This is a genomic window from Streptomyces sp. NPDC058985, from assembly GCF_042740985.1.
In the GTDB taxonomy this organism is placed as follows: domain Bacteria; phylum Actinomycetota; class Actinomycetes; order Streptomycetales; family Streptomycetaceae; genus Streptomyces.
This window is the reverse complement of sequence record NZ_JBHYJX010000002.1, coordinates 212,046-233,291: the sequence shown is the minus strand read 5'-3', so window position 1 is coordinate 233,291 and position 21,246 is coordinate 212,046. Positions and strand designations below refer to the sequence as shown.

Here is a 21,246-nt window from a genome sequence, read left to right as displayed (position 1 = left end):
GGTTCAGCCCGCGAACGCCGGCTGCGGCAGACCCCGGCCCGCGTCCGGGACCACCAGGAGCGAACCCGCGAGCGGGGGCGGCGCCGGCAGGCCCACGCGGGCCGTGGTGATGTACAGGTCGGTCAGGCCGGGGCCGCCGAAGGCGCAGGCGGTGACGCGCGGCACGGGCAGCGGGAGCACGCGGTCGAGGGCACCGGAGGGGGTGTAGCGGCGTACCGCGCCGCCGTCCCACAGGGCGACCCAGACGCCGCCGTCGGCGTCGACGCACAGGCCGTCGGGGAAGCCCGCGCCGTCCTCGATCACGGCCAGCGGACGGCGGCCCGTGATCCGGCCGTCGGCGGGGTCGGTGTCGAAGACGTCGATGCGCCGGGTCGGGGTGTCGACGTAGTACATCAGCCGGCCGTCGGGGCTCCAGCCGGTGCCGTTGCTCACCGTCACGTCGTCGAGGACGACCTCGGCCGTGCCGTCCCCGGCGAACCGGGTCAGCGTGCCGCCGCCGGCCGCCTCGTCGTAGCGCATGGTGCCCGCCCAGAGGCTGCCGTCGGGGGCGACGGCGGCGTCGTTGGCGCGGCGGCCGGGAACGGCCTCGCGGTGCAGCCAGCGGAAGGCGCCGTCGGGATCGAGGAGCCCGATCCCGTCGCGCAGGTTGAGGACGAGCCCGCCGCCCGCGCGCGGTTTGACGGCGCCCACGTGCTGGTCGGTGCGGCGCACCGTGCGCCGCCCGGTGGCCGGGTCATGGGTGTGGACGCGGGAGTTCAGGATGTCGATCCACAGGAGCCGGCCGGTCGCCGGGTCCCAGGTGGGCCCCTCGCCGAGGGCCGCCTCCGCCCGGACCGCCACCTCGTACGCCGTGCCGCCCGCCATCACGCCGCCCCCCGGTGGCCGAGCCGCTCGGACAGCTCGGCGGCGCCCTTGACGGCCAGCTCCTCCAGCTCGCCGAGGCGCTCCTCGCTCCAGCGGATCATGGGCACGGAGATCGACAGCGCGGCGACGACCCGGCCCGTGCGGTCGCGCACCGGGGCGGCCACGCAGGAGACGTCCGGGTTGGACTCGCGGCTCTCCACCGCCGTGCCGCGCTCGCGGACACCGGCCAGGGCCTCGCGCAGGGCGGCCGGGTCGGTGATGCTGTTCGGGGTCATCGCGGTCAGCTCGGTGCCGTCGGGGAAGCGCGCGGCGACCTCCGGCTCCGGCAGCGAGGCCAGCAGCATCTTGCCGACGGACGTGCAGTGGGCGGGCAGCCGGCGTCCGGCCGCGGACACCATGCGCACCGCGTGCGTGGAGTCGACCTTGGCGATGTAGATGACGTCGGTGTCCTCCAGGATCGCCACGTGCACGGTCTCGTCGCAGGTCTCGGCGACGCTCCGGGCGACCTGCTGGCCCTCGGCGGCGAGGTCGAGGTGCTCGGCGTAGCGGGCGCCGAGCTGGTACGGGCGCACGCCCAGCCGGTACCGTCCGGGCTGCCCGGCGACCGGGACGATGTACTTGCGGGCGGCGAGCGTGGTGACCAGCTCGTGCACGGTGGTCCGGGGCAGCTGGAGCCGGCGCACGATGTCGGGGGCGGAGAGCGTGCCGTCCCCGTCGAGGAAGAGCTCCAGAATGTCGAGAGCCCGGGTCACGGCGGGTACGAGACGTCCCATGTCCGGCCCCCTCCCTGAGTAAGTTCACGTACGTTCGAGATTTCAACAAGCGATCGGAATCGCGAACACAGGCTACTCATATCGCGTTTGCCGGGGCAATGGCCCTGCGGCGCCGCGCATGATCCACGATGAGGTCCGCCCATCGTCCACGATGGACCCCATGCCCACCGGAAAGCAGCCCGCCGGCCCCTTCACCCCGCGCGACTTCACGCTGGTGCTGCTGCGCCGCATGGCCGACCACAATCCCGGCCCGGTGGAGGACGCCCGGCGCGAGCTGGGTGCCTCGCTCGCCGAGATGCGGGAGGCCAACAAGCGCTGGCAGGCGATGCTCCGCTCGCCGCGTTCCCGCTCGGCCGCCTCGCGCTACCGCTCGGTCCTGGGCGCACCCGAGTCGACGGCTCCCCGCCGGATCGGCGACCTGGAGTGCGAGGCCCGGCAGTGGGCACTGCCCCTCTGGCCCGGCCTGCGCTTCGAGGTACTCGCCACGGACACGGGCGTGGTCTGGAACGAGTGGCTGGTGCGCGCCCCCGGCGCCGGCCCACCCGGGCTGCGCACCCTGGACGACCTGACCCCGTGGTCCTGCACGGTCGACGAGGCGGCCCGCGCCTTCGCCCCCGCCCGCCCGCTCCAGGGCTCGGCGCCCACCCGCTGGGGCCTCGCCTTCACCGCCCCGGACCGGGACGGCGTACGCCACGAGGTGGTCGCGGAGTTCACGTGGGGGCTGCTCCAGCGCACGGCGGTGGGCGGCCGGACACCGCTCGGCTAGCGACGGTCCGGGGCCGCGGTCAGCGCTCGTCCTCCGGGTCCCAGTCCAGCAGGCGGACCTTGGCGACGGTGCGGACGTGGCGGCGCATCGCGGTGGCCGCGGGCCGGGGCTCCCCGGCGGCGATCGCGTCGAGGATGGCCTGGTGCTGGGCCAGCGAGCGGCCGGGCCGGCCGGGCTGGCGCAGCGACTCGGTGCGGCTCTCGGCGATCTGGTGGGCGATGGAGCGCATGAACTCCGCGAGCAGGCTGCTGTGGGCCGCCGCCGTCACCGCCGCGTGGAACAGGCGGTCCCCCTCGACCCCGTCCTCGCCCCGCTCGATCTCCTCGGCCATCACGGTCAGCGCGGCCCGCATCGCGGCCACGTCGTCCTCCGTGCGGCGCTCCGCGGCCAGTTCGGCGAGTTTCGTCTCCAGCGCCTCCCGGGCCTCCAGGACGTCCGGCAGGCGCCGTCGGCGCTCGACCATCTTCTCGACGGGTTCCACGTCGAGGCTGTCCCGGACCAGGTACGTCCCGCCGCCGTGCCGCGCCTCCACCAGGCCCTGGACCTCCAGGACCACGATGGCCTGCTTCACGGAGGCCCGGCTGACGCCGAGGCGCTGGGCGAGGTCCCGTTCGGGCGGAAGCCGGTCGCCGGCCCGCAGGCCGCCGTCGGTGACGTACTGGCGCAGCCGCTCCAGCACCTGCTCGTAGAGGCGCTGCTTGGTCATCGGGCGCAGGGCGTCGGTCACGGAGATCCCCCTCTCGCCGGGAGCCTAGCACCGGGTCCCCGGCGGCCGAGTGGCTGAGCCAATTCATGCGCGACCCCTTGACGGCGCTCCGGCGGGGGCCCACGCTGACCTGCCAACCGCACCTTCCAAGTGGCTCAGCCACTCAGCCAGTCAGGTTTCCAGCAGGACAGCACCCGGGAGCCCCCGCATGTCCCCCGAACTCGTCTCGATCCTCGTCCTGGTCGTGGTGTTCGTCATCGCCACCACCCGCTCCGTCAACATGGGCGCCCTCGCCTTCGCCGCCGCCTTCGGGGTGGGCACGCTCGTCGCCGACCTCGACGCGGACGGCATCTTCGCCGGTTTCCCCGGCGACCTCTTCGTCGTCCTCGTCGGCGTCACCTACCTGTTCGCGATCGCCCGCGCCAACGGCACCACGGACTGGCTGGTGCACGCGGCCGTCCGGCTGGTCAGGGGGCGGGTCGCGCTGATCCCCTGGGTGATGTTCGCGCTCACCGGGGCGCTCACGGCGATCGGCGCGGTCAGCCCGGCCGCGGTGGCCATCGTCGCGCCGGTCGCGCTGAGCTTCGCCACCCGGTACGCGATCAGCCCGCTGCTCATGGGCACCATGGTGGTGCACGGCGCGCAGGCCGGCGGGTTCTCGCCGATCAGCATCTACGGCTCGATCGTCAACGGCATCGTCGAGCGCGAGGATCTGCCGGGCAGCGAGGTCGGTCTCTTCCTCGCCTCCCTGATCGCCAACCTCCTCATCGCGTCCGTGCTCTTCGCGGTGCTGGGCGGGCGGAAGCTGTGGGCGCGGGGGTCGGTGCCGGTGGACGGCGCGGCCGGCCCGACCGGTACGACCGGCCCGACCGAGGCGACCGGCACGGGTGCCGGGGGGCCCGGCGGGGGCGCGGAGAAGGGCCCCGGCAAGAGCACCGGCACCGGAACCACCGGAACCGCCCCCACCGCCGTCGCCGTGCGCCCCGACCAGGACACCGACGGCACCGGCGGCGCCACCCGCCTCACCCCCGCCCGGATCGCCACCCTGGTCGCCCTGGTCGCCCTGGTGGTGGCCGTCCTCGGGTTCGATCTGGACGCCGGTCTGACCGCGGTCAGCCTCGCCGTGGTGCTGAGCACCGCCTGGCCGGACGACAGCCGCCGCGCGGTCGGTGAGATCGCCTGGTCCACCGTCCTGCTGATCTGCGGTGTCCTCACCTACGTCGGCGTGCTGGAGGAGATGGGCACCATCACCTGGGCCGGTGAGGGCGTCGGCGGCATCGGCGTCCCGCTGCTGGCCGCGGTGCTGCTCTGCTACATCGGCGCGATCGTGTCGGCCTTCGCCTCCTCCGTGGGCATCATGGGCGCGCTGATCCCGCTGGCGGTGCCGTTCCTCGCGCAGGGCGAGATCGGCGCGGTCGGCATGGTGGCGGCGCTCGCGGTGTCGGCGACGGTCGTGGACGTCAGCCCCTTCTCGACCAACGGCGCGCTGGTGCTGGCCGCGGCGCCGGACGTCGACCGGGACCGCTTCTTCCGGCAGTTGATGGTGTACGGCGGGATCGTGGTGGCGGCCGTGCCCGCGCTGGCGTGGCTCGTACTGGTCGTGCCCGGCTTCGGGTAGGCCCCTCGGAAGACCGGCAATCGTGAGCAACAGCTAAGGAGTACGACGCGTGTCCTCTCTCTTCCCGGCCCTCTCCCCGACCCCGGCCGACGGGCCCGCCCTGCGGTTCGGCGAGCGCTCACTGACGTACGCGGAACTCGCCGCCGCCGCGGGCGCCACGGCAGGGCGGATCGGGGCCGCCGGCCGGGTCGCCGTCTGGGCCACGCCGTCGATGGAGACGGCGGTCGCCGTGGTGGCGGCGCTGCTGGCCGGGGTCCCCGCCGTACCGCTCAACCCGAAGTCGGGTGACGGGGAACTGGCGCACATCCTCTCCGACAGCGAGCCGTCGCTGGTCCTGGCCGCCCCGGACGCCGGACTCCCGTCGGCCCTGGACGCCCTGGAGCGCGTCGACGTCGACGTGCACGCCACCGGGCCGGTGCCCGAGGACCGCTCCGCCGACGGGGACCCCGCGCTCGTCGTCTACACCTCCGGCACCACCGGCCCGCCCAAGGGCGCCGTCATCCCCCGGCGCGCGCTCTCGACGACCCTGGACGCGCTCGCCGACGCGTGGCAGTGGACCGGCGACGACGTGCTGGTGCACGGGCTGCCCCTGTTCCACGTGCACGGCCTCGTGCTGGGCGTCCTCGGGCCGCTGCGGCGCGGCGGCAGCGTACGGCACCTGGGCAGGTTCTCCGCCGAGGGCGCGGCGCGGGAGCTGAACGACGGCGCGACCATGCTGTTCGGGGTGCCGACGATGTACCACCGGATCGCCGAGTCGCTGCCCGGCGACCCGGAGCTGGCGAAGGCCCTGTCCGGGGCCCGGCTGCTGGTCTCGGGGTCGGCCGCGCTGCCCGTGCACGACCACGAGCGGATCGCCGCCGCGACCGGCCGGCGGGTGATCGAGCGGTACGGCATGACGGAGACCCTGATGAACACGAGCGTCCGGGCGGACGGCGAGCCGCGCGCGGGGACCGTGGGCGTGCCGCTGCCCGGGGTCGAGCTGCGGCTGGTGGAGGAGGACGGCACACCGATCGCGGAGCCGGACGGGGAGAGCGTCGGCGAGATCCAGGTGCGCGGCCCGAACCTGTTCACCGAGTACCTCAACCGCCCCGACGCCACCGCCGCCGCCTTCACCGGCGACGGTTTCTTCCGCACCGGCGACATGGCGGTGCGCGACCCCGACGGCTACGTGCGGATCGTCGGCCGCAAGGCCACCGACCTGATCAAGAGCGGCGGGTACAAGATCGGGGCCGGCGAGATCGAGAACGCGCTCCTCGAACACCCGGCGGTGCGGGAGGCGGCCGTCACCGGCGAGCCCGATCCCGACCTCGGCGAGCGGATCGTGGCGTGGATCGTGCCCGCCGACCCCGGGGCGCCGCCCGCCCTGGAGACGCTGGCCGACCACGTGGCCGCCCGGCTCGCCCCGCACAAGCGCCCCCGCGTGGTCCGCCACCTCGACGCGCTGCCCCGCAACGACATGGGGAAGATCATGAAGCGGGCGCTGAACCGTGACTGACCGCCGGTCCGCGCGGGAGTTCCTCGCCCTCGTCACCGACGACTTCGCCGAACTCCCCCGCCCCGAGGACCGGTCCGCGCCCGACGGCCCGCTGGGCTGGCCCGGCTACGACGCCGCCCGCGCCCGCGCCGCCGAGCGCACCGGTGAGGAGGAGTCGGTGGTCTGCGGCACCGGGCACGTGGCGGGCGTGCGGGCCGTGCTCGTCGCGTTCGAGTTCGGGTTCCTCGGCGGTTCGCTGGGCCGGCGCACCGGCGACCGGCTGGAGGCCGCGTACAGGTACGCCCGTGCGCACCGGCTGCCGGTCGTGCCGCTGGTCGCGACCGGCGGCAGCCGGATGCAGGAGGGGATGCTCGCGCTGACCCAGCTCCAGCGGGTGGCGCGGGAGTCGGCGCTCACCCGGGAGGCGGGGCTGGCGCAGATCGCGGTGGTGCGGGACCCGGCCACCGGCGGCGGCTGGGCGACCCTGGGCGCGGGCGCCGACGTGGTCCTCGCGCTGCCCGGCGCCCAGGTCGGCTTCGCCGGTTCCCGGGTCCGGCCGCCGGACGCCGATCCGGCGGCGTACACGGCCGAGGCCCAGGTGGCGGCGGGCAGCGCGGACGCGGTCGTGCCGGCCGACGAACTGCGCGCCACGCTGGGCCGGTGGCTGCGGCTGCTGACGGCGCCGTCCGGCGATCCGGCGCCGGTGCCGGTGCCGCTGGGGGCGCGGGACCTCCCGGCCTCCGGCTGGGACGCGGTCCGCCGGGCCCGGGCGCCCGGCCGTCCGCGCGCCGGGGCCTACCTGGACGCCTACTTCACCCACCGCGTCGCCCTCTCCGGCGACCGCTGCGGCGGCACCGACCCGGACGGGATGCTGTGCGGCTTCGGCGAGCACGCGGGGCGGACGGTCGCGTACGCCGCCCAGACGGGGACGGCGACCGGGCCCGCCGGGTACCGCACCGCCACCCGGCTGATCCGTCTCGCGGAGCGGCTCGGCATCCCGGTGCTGACCCTGGTGGACACGCCGGGCGCGGCCAACGACGCGGCGGCGGAACGGCAGGGTGCGGGCGCGGCGATCGCCGAGCTGTTCGGGGTGATGGCCGCGGTGCGCACACCGGTGACCACGCTGGTGATCGGCGAGGGCGGCTCGGGAGGGGCGCTGGCGCTCGCGGCGCCCGGCCGCACCTGGGCCACCCCGGACAGCTACTTCTCCGTGATCGCGCCGGAGCTCGCGGCGGCGATCCTGAAGCGAGGGCCCGGGGAGGTGGAGGCGACGGCGGACCAACTGCGGCTGCGTCCACAGGACTTGGCCGAACTGGGCGTGATCCGAACAGGCGATCAGTTGTTCCCTGGAACAGGTGATCGTCGCTCTGACGAGCGCATGTGACTGCAGGGACCAACGATACTTACGGTGCGCAAGCAACGGGCTGCAGACCGTAGTTGACGCACTGTCCCAATCAGGTCCCACACATGCACAGCGCAAGGAGCTGCACGATCATGAACCTTCTCACCGACATCCTCGCCGGCCTCGTCCACTTCGTCGGCTGGCTGGTCTGACGGTCCGGGAAACCGACGGCGCCGCCTCCCCGTCCCAGGGAGGCGGCGCCGTCCGCGTGTCACCGCACGGCCACGGCCCGCACGATCTCCTGCGTGACCGAGCCGCCCCGGTCGTCGCGGGCCGAGGCCCGCAGCGAGACGCGCTCGGCGTCGCGCGGCACGTCCAGCGTCCCGCGCCAGGAGGCCGCCCCGTCACCGTCGCGCAGCCGCACCTGCCGCCAGGACTTCCCGTCGTCGTACGACACCTCGAGACGGCCGTCGCCGATCCGGCCGGTGCCGGCGGCGCCCGCCACGTACTCCGCGCCGAGCCCGATCCGCAGCCTCTTGCCGCCGCGCACCTCGCCCGCGAGGTCGGTGTCGACGTCGAAGGAGAGGTTGATCAGGGGCAGGAAGGTCCACCGGTCGTCCGGGGTCGCGGCCGAGCGGAAGGTCCACTCCGCGTGCCCCTCGGTGGCCAGCGGCCAGCGTTCCGCGTCGAGCGCGGTGTCGGTGACGAGCCGGTACGTGTGCTCGTCGGCCGGCGCCTCCCACACGTAGGCGGCGGAACTCGGCCCCTCGTCTACCAGTTCGCCGTCGAGGTACACCGACGTGGTCTGCGTCATCCCGCTCCCGTCGCTCCACACGTCGCCGAAGCCGGTGTGGTCGGGACCGGAGTCGCCCCACCCGGGGGCGTTGAACTGGAGCATGTCGCCCGAGCGCTGCTGCCCCCAGCCGAGCCCGGTGCCGAGGTACGGGTGCCAGACGGGCTTGAACCAGTTCAGCTCCGTGCGCTCACCGCCCCGGTACCGGACCAGACCGCTCCGCTCCTCCAGCGCCTCCCCGGCGCTCGTCACGGACTCGTGCCACAGCTGGCCGGGACCGGTGGACACGTACTCGGTGCGCTCGGCCGGGTAGGCGATCCGCTCCTTGAAGCCGAGGCCGACCGGGAACGTGTCGGTGATCGAGTACCGGAACTCGCCGCCGCTCGCGGGCTCGGGGGCGTGGTACTTGGTCCGCAGCTCGGCGAGGTCGCGCCGCCCGGGCTCGTAGGTGAGGTCCCGGTCGGGCACGGCACCGGGGTGCCCCTCGGACAGGTCGTACACGTAGGGCGTGTCGCGGGTGCCGGTCATGTCGACCCGCCCGGCCTTCCGCAGCCGCTGGGCGTCGTCCGCGTCGACCGTGGCGATCTGCAGCGGCCGGTCGGCGTTGTCGTCCGTGCCCCACCAGGCCATCAGACGGCCGGGCGCGTCGTCGGTGACGAACAGCGCCTTCACGCCCGCGTCCTGTGCGGCCTGCGCGAGGGCGGCCGGTTCGGTGCCCCCGGTGAGCCGCGCGAGGACCGCCTTGCCCCGGACCCCCGCCGGGAAGGGGCCGTCCCCGACGTCGGCCAGCGGCAGCCGGCCACGGCCCTCGGTCAGGGTGCCGCCCGGCTGGACGACAGCCTCGCCGAGCCCCTTGACCTCCAACTGCGGCTTGCCGAGCCGCCACACGGTCCGGTACTCGAAGCCGCCCTCGGTGACCTTCTTCGTCGGCGCGGCGAAGACGCTGTCGTACGTGAGCGGCACCTGGACCGCGCCGAACAGGTCGGCGCCCCCGGCGCTGCGGTCGTACTCCATGAGCAGCTGCCGGGTCTCGGTGCGCTTCGGGACGTCCGCGCTGATCTCCCGCAGCTCCGTGCCGTCCAGGGTGATCTCGCGGTCCCGGTCGAGGACGACCTCCGGCGCGGCGAGGAAGCCGAGTCCGAGCGAGTCGGCGCCGTGGCTGCCGCGCACGTCGAGGAACGAGGTCAGGCTGTACGTCCCCGGCGCGAGACGCAGCTCCAGGGTGCCGGAGTCGCCGACGTGCACGGGGACGGGGTCGACGCCCTCGGCGAGGCGCTGGACGACCAGGTCGGCCGGGGAGGCGGCACCGGAACGGTCCTTCACGCGCACCGTCAGCGTGTACCGCTCGTCCTCCTTGACCAGCCCGAACGCCGTGTGCGCGACGGGCTTTCCGTCCGCGCCGGACGCCACGATCCGGCCGCTCGTCGTCCCGGCCGGGGCCTTGGACGCGTCGCCGGTGACGGTGGTGGAGGCGGTGCCGTGCGCGGGCACCGTGAGGGCGGTGTCGGCGAGCGCGACGACGCCCTCGGGGGCGCCCTGCGTGGACAGCTTCAACTCGACAGCGTTGTCGGAGGAGTTGCTGTACGTCACGGTCCGCGTGACCGGCGCGTCGTCGTCGTGCGGCCAGGCGTGGAAGCCGAGGTCGGCGCTGCCCGTGGCGGCGACGTCGGCCGCGATGGCGTCCGGCACGCTCACCCGGCCCGCACCCAACTGGTACGCGGAAGCGTCGAGCCCCTTCGACGTGGACATCAGCGCGTCCTTGAGCCGCGCGCCGGTCCAGTCCGGGTGCTGCTCGGCGAGCAGGGCGGCCACGCCCGAGACGTGCGGCGCCGCCATCGACGTACCGTCCATGGCGGTGTAGTCGCCACTGCCCTCGGCGAGCCGGGACCGGGCCGCGAGGATGCCGACGCCCGGCGCGGACAGGTCGGGCTTGAGCGCCTGGTCGCCGTGGCGGGGCCCGGCGCTGGTGAACCAGGCCGCCTCGTCCGCCGAGTCGACGGCCCCGACGGTCAGCGCGGCGTCGGCCGCGCCGGGCGAGCCGATGGAGGACGGGGCGCCGGTGTTGCCGGCCGCGATGACGAACAGGGCTCCGGTCTCGCGGGACAGGCTGTTGACGGCCTCGGCCATCGGGTCGGTGCCGTCGCTGGGCTCGGTCGAGCCGAGGCTCATGGAGACGATGTCGGCGTCCACGTCCCGGGCGGCCCACTCCATGCCGGCGATGATCTGCGACTCGCTGCCCGAACCGGAGTCGTTCAGAACCTTGCCGATCGCGAGCGCGGCACCGGGCGCGACACCCTTCTCCCTGCCGTCGGAGGCCGCGCCGCTGCCGCCGACGGTGGAGGCGACGTGCGTGCCGTGCCCGTTGCGGTCGGCGACCTCCTCCCCCGCGATGAAGCTCCGGCTCTGAGCGACCCGTCCGGCCAGGTCGGGGTGGCCCGCGTCCACACCGCTGTCCAGCACGGCGACGGTGACGCCCTTGCCGGTCAGCCCGGCCTGCCAGGCCTGAGGGGTGCCGATCTGCGCGTTGGACTCGGCCATGGCCGCGGTGACGCGGCCGTCGAGCCACACCCCGTCGATGCCGGCGCCACGGGTGAATTCCCGCCAGAAATCACGTCCCTTGCCGGCCTCGACCGCGGCCCCGCGCACGCTGGGCAGCGCCCGGGTCCGCTCGGTGCCCTTCGGGGTGGCGGACCGGGCGCCCTTCTCGTAGGTCACGATCAGCGGCAGCGTGCCGGTCTCGGTGTCGGCGAGGCCCTGCTCCAGCAACTCGCCGACGTCGAAGAGCCGTTCGTCGAGGCTGCCGTCGCGCAGGTACGGCAGGGCCTCGTCGGGTACGACGGTGGTCCGGCCGCCCGAACTGCGGGTGTGCACGGCGCCGTCGGCGCCCTCGGGCCGCTCGACCGTGACGGTCTTCCGTCCGCCGCCGAGTTCGGTGACGGTCACCTGGTCGCCGGTGACGAGGGTGACGGTGCGGGCCGCGGTGTCCCGGGCCACGGCGGCCGGGGGGTGCGCCGGCTCCGGGGTCGGATCCTGGGCCGCCGCCGTCCCGGACGGCAGCAACGCGATCACGAGCCCCGCCGACAGGAGGGTCGCCCCACGACCGATTGGTCCTCTGCTCATCCACGCCTCACTTCGCGTCGTCGTATGGTGCCGTGCAGAGTGCTGGGAGCAGTCTCAGGGGGCTTGTGGTGCACGGCAGTTGACGGAGGGTGGCGGATTGGCGCCCTGGCGGGTTTCCGCCAGTGGTCCGGCGGACCGGCCCCTCGGGCCGCGACACGGCCGAGTACCGTCCGTCACAATGGTGCCGCGCACGGTGCTGCGCACGGACACGTACGGCACACGGGGAGCGAGCGGCTGCATGGACGGGTTGGTCGAGTTCAAGACCGGGGACGGCGTGCGGGTGGTCGTCGAGGGCGTCGAGGACGAGGACGGCGCGCGGCTGGTCTCGCGCGGCGACGGACCCGCCCGGGCGGCCCGCACCTTCGAGGAGTCCCTGGAGGGCGTCCGGGCGGCGGCCGCGTCCGCGCTGCGGGTCTTCAGGGACGGCACGCTCAGACCCGACGCGGTGGAGCTGGAGTTCGGGGTCAAGCTGAGCGCGGAAGCGGGCGCGGTCATCGCCAAGGGCACGGCGGAAGGCCATCTGGTGGTGAAGCTGAGCTGGGCTCCGGAGCCCGGCCCCGCGCGCCCCGAGGGCCCGGACGCCGCCGCACGGTCATGAGCGGTGCCGCGTGGCACGCCCGCGTCGAGTGCGGTCCCGAGGTCGGCGCCGGATTCCTGGTCTCCGCCCGCCGGTTGCTCACCTGCGCCCATGTCGTCAGGTGGGCCGACCGCGCACCCGTCACGGTGAGCTTCCCGGGCCGCCGGGACCTCGGCGGGCTGCCGGCCGCGGTCGCCGTGCACGGCGGCTGGCAGGGCGGCGCCGCCGACCCCGGCGACCTGGCCGTACTGGAACTGGACCGCGACGTGCCGCTCACCCCGGCCGCCTTCGCCCCGCCCCGCGCCGAACGGGCCGCGCCCGCCCCCGAACTGATCGCCTACGGCTTCCCCAAGGGGTACGACGAGGGCATGCTCGCCTCCTACCGCGCCCTGCCCGGACCGCTCATCTCGGGCGAGTGGGTCCAGTTGGAGGCGGTCACGGCGCACGGGCAGCCGCTGGCGGCCGGGTTCAGCGGGGCGGCGCTGGCCCTGGCCGACGGCACCGTCGTCGGCATGGTCACCGCGGTCGCCGGCGCCAAGGAGGTACGCGTGGGCCGGATGCTGCCCGTCGAGGTCATGGCCCGCCACTGGCCCGACCTGGGCGAGCTGGTGCCCACCCCGGGGCACCGTCCGGACGCGCGCAGACGGCTGTACGCGCTGCTGCGCCGCGCCGAGCAGACCGGGCTGGACTGCGATCCGAAGCGGCTGTACATCTCCGCCACGGACGGCTTCGACCCACCGCCCCCGGACGAGGGCTTCACCTCCCTGCGGGACGCCGCCGCCTACGTCCAGTGGGAGGTGCCGGAACCGGACGTGGTGACCCGCTTCGCCGACCGGCTGGAGGAGCTGCTGCACGCACCGCCGTCCCGGCCCACGGCCTGGTCGCCGATCGTCGTGGAGATCGACCACAGCGGCGCCGGCGCCGACCAGGTCACCGTCGAGGTGTCCGCCTACCGGGACGGGCAGCGCCGCCCGGTGGGCTCGCGCCGGCTGCCCAGGAGCGCGGTGCGCGCCTTCGTGCAGGAGCACGTCGACGAGGCGTGCTCCCAGCTCGATCCGGGCGCCGACGAACTGCTCACCTTCGTGCTGCCGCGCGAGTGGCTCAACGAACCGGTGGCGCACTGGGAGTGCGGCGAGGACGACTCCACGCCCCTCGGCTGCGCCTACCCGCTGGTCGTCACCGACCGCCACCGCCACCGCAGCGGACGCCTCCGCCACCAGCTGCGCAAGAAGTGGGGCAAGCTCGGGGCCAGTCAGGGCGTACCGCTGCGACGCGTCGACTGCGGCACCCCGGAGCGGCCGGCCGGCCTGCGCAAGCGGCTGCGGGACGAAGCGGAACTGGCCGGTTTCGGCACCCCGCCGACGACGGCGCGGGAGCATTTCGAGGTGGGCCTCACCGTCCCCGTGCCCGTGCTGCTGTGGCCGCGCCGGGGGTGCTCCGGCGACGGACACGACGACCCCTGTCCGGGGACGGCGTTCCTCGACGAGCTGGCGGAGTCGGTGGCGGACGTGCCGCCGTCCCAACTCCCCCGCCTGGTCATGGAACTGCGCGAGACGGCGGAGGCGGCCGACGACCCCGACGGTCACTGGGCGCGCGACGTCCAGCTCCTGTGGGACGACCCCCGCTGCTTCAGCGAGCCCGCGGCCCTGCTGCACTCCCCCGTCGGCTGACGGTGCGACGCCGCCGATGAGTTGCCCCGCGCGGATGCCAGCCCGCCATACCGACGACCACCCGCCGGCCCCATGACCACCCGCCGCTCCCCATGACAGCCCGCCGTACGCACGACCACACCCCGTACCGATGAACCACTCGCCCCCCCCGACCACCCGCCGTACCCGACAGCCAGGCTCCACCCGGCGCACAGCCGTCCACCCGCACACCCGACGAACAGGGCGCCCCCACCCGCACGTATGGCCGCCGCCCCCACGACCACCCGCCACCCCGATCGCCCGGAGAGAAGAACCCATGCCCCTGTGGCCCGTCTACACCGGTGCCCCGGCCCCCCACGACGGCATCGCCGAGCTGCCCCCGCCGCCGCCCTGGCGGGCCTTCGCCGGCGGGCCGGTGCTCGACGCGCCCGTCGAGGCCGGCGACGACCCGGCCGCCTCGCCGGACCGCGCGCACCGTGCCGTGACGTACCAGGCCACGGAGCAGACGGTGCAACTGGTCAACGCGGCGCTGTACCTGCGGCGCCCGCTGCTGGTCACCGGCCCGCCCGGCACCGGCAAGTCGTCCCTCGCCTACGCGGTCGCCCGCGAACTGCGGCTCGGCCCGGTCCTGCGGTGGAACATCACCAGCCGCAGCACGCTGCACGACGGCCTCTACACGTACGACCCGCTCTCCCGGCTGTACGCGGCGCGCCACGCCACGCCGGGCCCCGACGCCCCGGCGGCGGCCACGGGTGTCGAGGACCACCTGCGCCTGGGGCCGCTCGGCACCGCCCTGCTCCCCTACGCCCGCCCCCGCGCCCTGCTGATCGACGAGATCGACAAGAGCGACCTCGACCTGCCCAACGACCTGCTGCACGTCCTGGAGGAGGGCCAGTACGAGATCCCCGAACTGGTGCGGGCCTCGCGGGACACCCCGGACGGACGGGCCGAGGTGCTGATCGACGGCACCGACCGGCGGGTGCCGGTGGCGCGCGGCCGGGTCCGCTGCAAGGCGTTCCCCTTCGTCGTCCTCACCAGCAACGGCGAGCGCGAGTTCCCGCCCGCGTTCCTGCGCCGCTGCGTCTCGCTGCGCCTGCGGCAGCCGGACGACGACCACCTCGCCGAGATCGTCCGCGCCCACCTGGGCGAGCCCGACGGGTACGCGCAGCAGCTCATCCACCGGTTCCTGTCCCGGGTGGGCGGCGGCGAACTGGCCACGGACCAGCTGCTCAACGCCATCTACCTGGCCCGTTCCTCCGGTCTCGGCGCCGACTCCCTGGACGAGCTGGCCGAGCAGCTGATGCCCTACCTGGGCAGGTCCCCGCAGCCCGACGCCTTCTGATGCCGGCCGACCGCCCCGGCCCACCGGAGCCCCTGCCCCGCCTGGCCGACCTCCTCGGCCGGGTCTCCTCGGGTGTCCGCCCGTCCCCGCTGGAGCTGGCCGAACTGCTCTGGCTGGCCGGGCACATGGACCCGGCGCCCGCCGGGCCGACGGACGAGGGAGCGACCGGCCCGGCGGCCGGGGAGCCCGCACCGCCCGCTCCCGCGCCGCAGCCGGAGACGGTGCGCGGCCCGCGGAGCCGACCGGGACGGAAGCCCGCCGGTGCTCCGCCCGAGGCGCGGCCCGACACCTCCGACACCTCCCGCACCCCGCTGCGCCTGCCCTCCCCCGCCCCCGCGCCGGGGACGTCGACGGCCGAACCGCACAGCGCCCTGCTCGCGCCCGCACCGCCGATGCTGCGCCACACGCTGGCACTGCAGCGTGCCCTGCGCCCGCTGAAGCGCCGGACCGACGCGCCCGTGGGCCACGAGGTGGACGAGGCCGCCACCGCCGACCGCATCGCCCGGCTGGGCGGCGGGCCCGACGGCTGGCTGCCGGTGCTGCGCCCGGTGCGCGAGCGCTGGCTGCGGCTGAACCTGGTGCACGACGCGGGCCCGACGATGCCCGTCTGGCAGCCGCTGGTACGCGAACTGCACGCCACGCTCGCCCAGTCGGGCGTCTTCCGCACGATCGTCCTGCACCGCGCGGAGGCCGACGGCACCGTCCGCGGCGAGGGAGCCGAGGCACCCCCCGACGGCCGTACGGTCACCCTGCTGATCAGCGACTGCATGGGACCGCAGTGGCGGGAGGGCCCGGCCGGCACCCGCTGGTTCGACACGCTGCGCCGCTGGGCGCACCGCACCCCGCTGGCCGTTCTCCAGCCGCTCCCCGAGCAGTTGTGGCGGGATACCGCGCTGCCGCCGCTCCCGGGCCGGCTGTCGGCCCCGCACCGGGCCGCGCCCAGCGCCTCGCTCGCCTTCACCCCGTACGACGACACCGCGCCCCCGCCCCCCGGCGGTGCCGTGCACCTCCCCGTGCTGGAACCGGGGCCCCAGTGGCTGGCGAACTGGGCCTTGCTGATGGCGAGTCCGGGCGGCACCCGCCACCCGGGCGCGGCCGCCGTGCTGCACCGCCCGCTGCCCGCCGACGCCGACGACCGCGCCGACGTCACGCGCCTGTCCGCCGAGGAACTGGTGCTGCGCTTTCGCGCGAGCGCGTCCCCCCAGGCCTTCCGGCTGGCCGGGCACCTCGCGCTCGGGCGCCCGGATCTGCCGGTGATGCGGCTGGTGCAGGCCGCGGTCGAGCCGGAACCCCGGCCCCAGCACCTGGCCGAGATCATCCTCAGCGGCATGCTCACCACGGTCGCCGGGCCGCCCGGCTCGTACGCCTTCCGCCCCGGCGTACGCGACCTCCTGCTGCGCGGGCTGCCCCGCACCGCCCGCAACCGCACCCACGAGCTGCTGCTGCGCACCGGCGGCCTGATCGACGAGCGGGCGGGGCGGTCGCCGGGCGAGTTCCGCGCGCTGCTCCCCTCCCGGGACGGCACCGAACGGGCCGACGGCGGGGAGACGTTCGCGGCGATCAGCCAGGAGAGCGCCAGACAGCTGGCCCCACCGGTGCGGACCGAGGGCCCCTCGCCCTTCCCGCCCGCGCTGGGCGCCCGCTACCGGCCGGCCCGGCGGCTGGCGCCGACCGGGAGGATGTGGCTGGCGGAGGACACCGAGACGAACCGGACCGTGGCGGTCCGGCTGCACGACCCGGACCGCGACCCCGCCTCGCGCCGCGCGTTCCTGCGGGACGCGCGCCGCCTGACGGAGATCGCCCACCCGAACCTGGTGGCCGTTCTCGACGCCGGCATCGAGGCCGACGTCCCCTACGTCGTCATGGAGCACCTGGACGGTGTCGCCCTGCACACGCTGGCCCGGTCGAGCGGCCGACGGCTGCCCGCGCCCCTGGTGGTGTCGGTCGGGGCGCAGCTGGCGCGCGCCCTCACCGCCCTGCACCGGGCGGGCGTCACGCACGGCGGCCTGGAGGCGTCCCGGGTGGTCGTGCTGCCGGACGGCACGGTCCGGCTCAGCCTCTTCGAACCGGGCAGGACCTCGGGGCCGTCCGGACGCGCCGAGGACCTCCGGGCCCTGTGCGACATCCTGTTGCCGCTCACTTCGGGCACCTCACGGCTGACCGTCCCGATCGACTCCCGCCACCTGGACCGGCTGCCCGCCGCCCTGCGCATCCACTACGCGCACGCCTTCGACCAGTTGATGTCGGCCTCGTCGGCGACGCAGGCCCAGGGCGTGGACCTGCTCACGGACCCCCGGTCGCTCGCCCGGGCCCGCGAGGCGTACGAGCCGCGCCGCTACCGCGCCCTGGGCGCACTGCGGGTCACCTTGCCGGACGGGTCCCCGTCCCTCGCACCGGGGGTGCGCGCGCTGCTCGCGATGCTGCTGCTCAAGCACGGCCGCACGGTGACGCACGAGGAGCTGCGGTGGGGGCTGTGGGAGGCGGGCGAGGAACCGCGCAACCCGCGGGGCGACGTGAGCGGGCTGGCGACGCAACTGGCGGAGGCCCTCGGCGGCCCGGGTGCCCTGGTGACGTCCGCCCACGGCCTCGCCCTGCACACCAGCGCCGACGACGTGGACCTGGTGCGCTTGGACGAGCTGGTGCGGCAGGCCGACGCGGCCCGGCTGGCGGGGGCGCCCACCGAGGCCCGCGCCCTGGTCACCGAGGCGCTGTCGCTCTGGCACGGCGACGAGTCCCTCGCGCACGTGCCCGGTCCCGCCGCCCGTACCGCCCGCGCCCGGCTGCTGCGGCTCCGACTCGCCCTGCACACCAAGCGCGCCGAACTCGACCTGGCCCTCGGCGACTACGACCGGGCCTCGGCCGAACTGTCCCGCCTGCTCCGCGCCCACCCGCACCGGGAGGACTTCCGCCGCCTCTGCCTGATCGCGCTGCGCCGCCAGGGCCGGGGCGCGGAGGCCCTGGAGCTGTACGAGGAGTACGAGCTGTCGGGCGGGCGGAGTCCGGCCCTGGCGGCGCTGGGCCGGGAACTGCGCGAGGAGCACGCCGAGCCGGTGGACGACGCTCCGTGGCCGGAGTACGAGGGCACCTCGTCGGACCGGGACGACGGGCCGCACCGGGCGCTGTCCGCACCGGACGAACTGCCGGAGGGGCCGTTCCCCACGGAGGAGGACTCCTGGGAGCCGCGGCTGGAGGAAGCGGCGGAGTCCGCGGAGAGAGCGGAAGAGCCGGAAGTGCCCCAGGCACCGGAGGAACCCGAGGAGTCCCGGGAGCCCGGCCGGCCGTCCGAGGCGGACGAACACGCGCGGGACGACTTCGACACCGACTTCCGCGACTGCGCCCGCTTCTCGTTCGCCGACGGCCCTCCGGGCGAGGAGGAGGCCCGAGCGGGGCTGCGCACCGTGGTCACGAACCTGCTGGCGGACAGCGGACTCGACGGCACCGCGTACGAACTCGTGGACGACGGGGAGGGCCTGCTCCTCCTGGTGCAGCCACGGGTGGAGGCCGCCCCCCTGCTGCGGGCGGCCGTGGACGGCCTGTCGGACCAGCTGGCGCACCTCGGCCAGGAGAGGCTGCTCGTCGAGTTCTGGCAGGTGGAGTTCCGGCTGGACGGAACCGAGGAGCAGTCCTTCCGCGCCGGCGCCGGGTCGGTCGGCGCGGTCCTGGACGCGTCCGACGCGCAGGCGCTCGTCGTCCTCTCCGACTCCCTCTACCACGACCAGGTGTACGAGGCACCGGAGGACGGCCCCGCCCTCGCCGCGGACCTGTTCCGGCCGCTGGACGACGACACCGGCTGGTACCGCCCGGTGGAGGGTGCCGGGGGCCCGAGGGTGGAGGCGTCGGACGGCCGGGCGGTGAGCGGACCGTACCCCATGCCGCCCGGTGGCAGGCTCCCCGTGCCCCCGCGCGACGGTTCCGTGGCCTTCGTCCTGCGGCTGCCCGACGGCACGCTCGCCCTCCCGGACTCCGACGCGTACCGGTCGGCGCCTTCGGCCCGCCGAGCGGCCGGGCAGTACTTCGAGGTCGAGCTGACGCAACACCCCGTCGGCACGGGCGTGCCCACCGTGGACGCGAAGTGGCAGGTCGAGGACCCGGTCGAGGCGGTGCGCAACCGGGCCACCGACCTGCGCGAGGTGGTCGCCGAGCTGATCGGGCAGTTCCTCACCGCGCTCCGGGAGGGCGGCGAGTTCGACCTCTCGAGTGCCGAGGTGCCCGGCTACCGGCTCATCTGGACCTTCCGGCCGGCCGGCCGCACCGGCACCCCGCGCGGCAGGGCGCCACGCTCGCCCGGGGACCTGATCGCGGGCGCGGACTGCGTCCTCCTCGGCTTCGACGACGTGCTGGCCCGGCTGTACCGGCCGGCCGCCGAGCGGGAGGTGCTGCTGGACATCGCCCGGCTCTTCGTCGAGGAGCGCCACCCCGAGGACGCGCTGGCCGGCGTACCGCTGCCCCGGGTCTCGTCGGACGGATACGCCGGGACGCTCGACTTCGTCCGGGCCCTGGCCGGGCACCGGCTCGCCCCCGACGTACGGCTCCGCCTCGACCGGCACGAGGCGCGGGCGGCCCGCACCGCACGGCCGGTGCCCCTGGCCGACCGGCTGGTCCAGGCGCTGGACGCCCGGCGGGTACGGACCGCCGTGGTCACCGACCGGGACCCCGCCCCGGTCACCGCCTACCTGCGGCGGCGTGGCCTGCTGGACGCCCTGGCCGGGGACGTGCACGGCAGGGGCGCCGACCTCACCCGTCTGATGCCCGACCCGGACGTCCTCCTGCGGGCCCTGGAGCGGCTCGACGCGACCGCCGGCACGTGCGTGATGATCGGTTCGTCCGTCGCCGAGCAGTCCGCCGCCCGTGCGCTCGGCCTGCCGTTCATCGGACACTGCGGCGGCGAACGGGTCCGGTGGGAGATGAGAGAGGCGGACGAGGACGCGCTCCTCGTACCGGACCTGCGTCCGCTGCTCACGGCGGCCGAGAACGGCTGACCGGCTGCGGCGTTCGGCTCCCGCCGGAGACCGCCCGTTCGGCGGCCCCCCGCCCGGCCCCCTCCAAAGGGCGCACGCCCCCGCCCCCGCGCACGATGCCAGCAAGGCCGCCCACCGGGCTGCCGCACGGTCGCGCTCTCGGGAGGATCCGCCATGACCGCCAGTACCGCCAGTCTGGAGCAGCTGCGCCGCTGCCACTTCGCCGTCGACCTGGGCGCGGCACGGACCCGCGTGTACGTGAAGGGTGCCGGGCTCGTCGTCGACCAGCCCTCCGCCGCCGCGGTCAACACCCGCACCGGCGCGCTCATCGCGGTCGGCGAGTTCGCGGAGAAGATGACCGGCCGCACCCCCGGCTACATCCGGGTCGTGCGGCCCGTGTCCGGCGGCACGGTCGTCGACATCGAGATGGCCCAGCGCATGCTGCGGCACCTGCTCGGCGACAAGATCCGCCGCGCCCTGCGCCGCAAGCCCCGGCTGCGCGCGGCCGCCTGCACCCCGCACGACGCGGATCCGCTGGCGCAGCGGGCGGCGATCGAGACACTGGTGGGACTCGGCGCGCGCCGCGTGGAGCTGGTCGACACGCTGATCGCCGCGGCCGTCGGGTGCGGTCTGCCCGTGGAGCAGCCCGAGGCGACCATGATCATGGTGTGCGGGGCGCACGCCACCCAGGTCGCGGTGCTCTCCCTCGGCTCGATCGTGACCGCCGCCCGCATCCCGGTCGGCGGCGAGGCCGTGGACCACGCGATCGTGCAGCTCCTGCGCCACCAGCACGAGCTGGTGCTGCCCAGCCAGTCGGTACGCCCGCTGCAACTGACCCTGTCCGGCAACGGGCTGACCCCGCAGGGGCCGGCGTCCACCGAGATCCACGGCCGGGACGTGGCGACCGGCCTCGCGCGCTCGGTGCAGGTCGACACCGCGGCGGTGCGCAACGCCATCCAGACGCCGCTGACGGCGGTGCTCGACGGGATCGGACGGGTGCTGCGGGACTGCCCGCCGGACCTGGTCGCGGACCTCGCCGACCGGGGGATCATGATGGTCGGCGGCAGCGCGCTGCTGCCCGGCTTCGACCAGATGCTGCGTCAGGCCACGGGCATGCCGGTGCACATCGCGGAGCGGCCCGACGTGTGCGCGGTCCAGGGGCTCGGCAGCATGCTGGAGGGCCGGGTGGAGCCGATCTCGCTCCAGCCGGCCGCGTCCGACTGACCCGCCGCCGAGGGAGCCGAGCACACCGAGGGACCCGGAC

At 75.4% G+C, this 21,246-nt stretch carries 13 protein-coding genes; 9 read left to right on the top strand and 4 right to left on the bottom strand.

Annotated elements, in window-relative coordinates; genetic code table 11:
- Positions 1-3: 3 nt before the first annotated feature.
- Both ACFW01_RS02695 and ACFW01_RS02690 read right to left on the bottom strand, forming a co-directional pair.
- Entirely contained in the window at positions 4-864 is an 861-nt protein-coding gene (locus ACFW01_RS02695) for an SMP-30/gluconolactonase/LRE family protein (protein WP_234954417.1), read from the bottom strand.
- Positions 864-1,637 (bottom strand): IclR family transcriptional regulator, encoded by a 774-nt coding sequence (locus tag ACFW01_RS02690; RefSeq protein WP_234954419.1) that lies wholly within the window; start codon positions 1,635-1,637, stop codon positions 864-866. The genes ACFW01_RS02695 and ACFW01_RS02690 overlap by 1 nt, the downstream gene beginning before the upstream one ends.
- 160 nt (positions 1,638-1,797) lie before the next feature.
- Between ACFW01_RS02690 and ACFW01_RS02685 the strand changes: the two genes are divergently transcribed.
- Positions 1,798-2,403 (top strand): hypothetical protein, encoded by a 606-nt coding sequence (locus ACFW01_RS02685; RefSeq protein WP_234954421.1) that lies wholly within the window; start codon positions 1,798-1,800, stop codon positions 2,401-2,403.
- 19 nt (positions 2,404-2,422) lie between these two features.
- Here ACFW01_RS02685 and ACFW01_RS02680 read toward each other — a convergent pair whose 3' ends face one another.
- The gene (locus tag ACFW01_RS02680; protein WP_234954422.1) at positions 2,423-3,130 is read right to left on the bottom strand and encodes a FadR/GntR family transcriptional regulator; all 708 of its coding nucleotides are present in this window, start codon (positions 3,128-3,130) and stop codon (positions 2,423-2,425) included.
- A 187-nt stretch (positions 3,131-3,317) separates the two neighbouring features.
- On the opposite strand from ACFW01_RS02680, the gene ACFW01_RS02675 reads away from it, so the two are divergent.
- The 3 genes from ACFW01_RS02675 to ACFW01_RS02665 are packed head-to-tail and all read left to right on the top strand — an operon-like array spanning position 3,318 to position 7,585.
- A complete protein-coding gene (locus ACFW01_RS02675) occupies positions 3,318-4,727 on the top strand; it encodes an SLC13 family permease (RefSeq protein WP_234954424.1) in 1,410 nt (469 codons plus the stop codon).
- Between the two features lie 49 nt (positions 4,728-4,776).
- Positions 4,777-6,222, top strand: a complete 1,446-nt coding sequence (locus tag ACFW01_RS02670; RefSeq protein ID WP_234954426.1) for an acyl-CoA synthetase — start codon at positions 4,777-4,779, stop codon at positions 6,220-6,222.
- On the top strand, positions 6,215-7,585 hold the full coding sequence (locus tag ACFW01_RS02665) for a carboxyl transferase domain-containing protein (protein WP_234954428.1): 1,371 nt from the start codon (positions 6,215-6,217) through the stop codon (positions 7,583-7,585). Before ACFW01_RS02670 ends, ACFW01_RS02665 begins: the two co-directional genes overlap by 8 nt.
- Before the next feature lie 229 nt (positions 7,586-7,814).
- On the opposite strand, the gene ACFW01_RS02660 is transcribed toward ACFW01_RS02665, so the two are convergent.
- The gene (locus ACFW01_RS02660) at positions 7,815-11,456 is read right to left on the bottom strand and encodes a S8 family serine peptidase (protein WP_384502216.1); all 3,642 of its coding nucleotides are present in this window, start codon (positions 11,454-11,456) and stop codon (positions 7,815-7,817) included.
- Between the two features lie 238 nt (positions 11,457-11,694).
- Here ACFW01_RS02660 and ACFW01_RS02655 point away from each other — a divergent pair, with 238 nt between their 5' ends.
- The 5 genes from ACFW01_RS02655 (at position 11,695) to ACFW01_RS02635 (ending at position 21,206) form a co-directional block, all read left to right on the top strand.
- Positions 11,695-12,054, top strand: coding sequence for a CU044_2847 family protein (locus ACFW01_RS02655; protein WP_185832736.1), 360 nt, complete (start codon positions 11,695-11,697; stop codon positions 12,052-12,054).
- Complete coding sequence (locus tag ACFW01_RS02650; protein ID WP_234954432.1) at positions 12,051-13,703, top strand: trypsin-like peptidase domain-containing protein; 1,653 nt, start codon at positions 12,051-12,053, stop codon at positions 13,701-13,703. The genes ACFW01_RS02655 and ACFW01_RS02650 overlap by 4 nt, the downstream gene beginning before the upstream one ends.
- Positions 13,704-13,998: 295 nt before the next feature.
- The gene (locus tag ACFW01_RS02645) at positions 13,999-15,024 is read left to right on the top strand and encodes a MoxR family ATPase (RefSeq protein WP_234954434.1); all 1,026 of its coding nucleotides are present in this window, start codon (positions 13,999-14,001) and stop codon (positions 15,022-15,024) included.
- A complete protein-coding gene (locus ACFW01_RS02640) occupies positions 15,024-20,003 on the top strand; it encodes an SAV_2336 N-terminal domain-related protein (RefSeq protein ID WP_384502215.1) in 4,980 nt (1,659 codons plus the stop codon). The genes ACFW01_RS02645 and ACFW01_RS02640 overlap by 1 nt, the downstream gene beginning before the upstream one ends.
- Before the next feature lie 153 nt (positions 20,004-20,156).
- Positions 20,157-21,206 (top strand): rod shape-determining protein, encoded by a 1,050-nt coding sequence (locus ACFW01_RS02635; RefSeq protein ID WP_234954438.1) that lies wholly within the window; start codon positions 20,157-20,159, stop codon positions 21,204-21,206.
- Positions 21,207-21,246: the final 40 nt, after the last annotated feature.